Source organism: Pseudonocardia alaniniphila (assembly GCF_022524485.1).
Classification (GTDB): Bacteria; Actinomycetota; Actinomycetes; order Mycobacteriales; family Pseudonocardiaceae; genus Pseudonocardia; species Pseudonocardia alaniniphila.
In genome coordinates this window covers 1-1,681 of sequence record NZ_JAKXMK010000084.1, presented here as the reverse complement: position 1 = coordinate 1,681, position 1,681 = coordinate 1, and the positions used below count along the sequence as shown (strand labels likewise).

Below are 1,681 nucleotides of genomic sequence, written 5' to 3'. Positions count from 1 at the left end.
GCTGCTCGACCCCGAACCGCACGACCACGCCGTCTACACCCTGCACGGCCCCGTCGAGCAGAACCACCACGAGATCGCCGAGGCCATGTCCGGCGTGCTCGGCTACCCGGTGCACTACGAGCCGATCAGTGTCGAGGAGTTCGCCAGGGCGATGCTCAAGCGTGGGCTGGCTGAGCACCTCGTCCAGCACCTGAGCAACGTCGCCGTCGACTACCAGAACGGCGTGTTCGCCGGCACGAACGACGTCGTCGAGAAGATCGGTGGGCGCCCCCCGTTGTCGGTGGAACAATTCGTGGCCGAGAATCGCTCATTCTTCGAGACCAGCGGGCCCAACTTCGTTCCCGGCTCCTGATTCCGAACATCATTGGTCCCTACTGATCGGCGTCTGCTCATCGCTACTGCGTTTGGAGCGACTGCGTATGTGCGGCATATGTGGATGGGTGTCCTTCGATCGTGATCTGGGCGAGCCGGACGCTCGTCGAGAGCTGGCCGGGATGACCACGACGATGGCCTGCCGCGGCCCGGACGACGAGGGCATCTGGGTGGACGGTCCGGTCGGGTTGGGGGCCGGGGGGTACTTCTGCTGTCCCGGGCGATCCGGGAGCGTTCGACGGTGGCGCTGTCGGGAGAGTCGGCCGACGAGGTCTTCGGCGGCTACCCGATGTTCCACGACCCCGCCTACATCAAGGCCGACACCTTCCCCTGGCTCGGTGGCGCCGCGGTGCGCATGGAGACGACCCAGCGGCTGCTCGGCCCGGGGCTGAACGGCGGCAAGCTCGACCTCACCGGCTACCTCGACGACCTGTACCGCACCGCGCTGGCCGAGGTGCCCGAACTGACCGGCCCCGCCGCGGCCGATCCACACGAGCGACGGATGCGGGAGATCTGCCACCTGTTCCTGACCCGCTTCCTGCCCAACCTGCTCGACCGCAAGGACCGGATGAGCATGGCCGTCGGACTCGAAGTACGAGTGCCCTTCTGCGACCACCGGCTCGTCGAGTACGTCTTCGGCACACCCTGGTCACACAAGACCTTCGACGGCCGCGAGAAGAGCCTGCTGCGCGCCGCCACCGCCGACGTACTGCCCCAATCGGTCGTGCAACGGGTCAAGAGCCGGCAGTGGCGCCGCTGCTGGATGCCCATGCAGCCGAGTCGGCGCTCACCGCACCTCCGACCGACGCGGTGTTCGGCGGCATCAGGCAGGCGCTGGAACAGATCCTGACGCTCGATGCCTTCCTGACCGACTACGGCGTGACCGTCTCTGAGCAGGAAACCAAATCCCGATGGGGAGCCCTGCACCCTGCGCGGTGTGAGGCTTCCCATGGGCCTGACTCGCAAAAGTCTGGCTCCGGTCGGGTAAACAGTTCGACGGGCACTGTGGACCGACCCGATTCAACCATTGGGTAAGATCGGCACACCGGCGATGATCGGCGCCGGAAACCGACCCACGGATACAACCAGAACATATGGCGATTTCTCGCCTCACAGTCCCCCACCAGCCACAACGGCTGCCGGCGACCACGGCACGGTTCCCACTTTTGCTGTCGTGTTCGCCACACATCCCGCGGCTTCGGCCAGGAATCCCCGGAGAGAACCTCCCGCCGGTTGAACCGGTTGCGCGGGATAGTCGTTGAAACCTGCAGGCGCCGAGTGGCCGCCAGCATTGACGAGGGGGATCCCG

General features: G+C 66.2%; 1 protein-coding gene and 1 pseudogene. Both read left to right on the top strand.

The features are described from left to right. Positions 1–352: Rossmann-fold NAD(P)-binding domain-containing protein (locus tag MMF94_RS43050; protein ID WP_241043278.1), on the top strand; the 352-nt coding region annotated here is incomplete at its 5' end. A gap of 228 nt (positions 353–580) precedes the next feature. Continuing rightward, a pseudogene (locus MMF94_RS43045) lies at positions 581–1,114 on the top strand (asparagine synthase-related protein); the annotation flags it as partial. Positions 1,115–1,681: the final 567 nt, after the last annotated feature.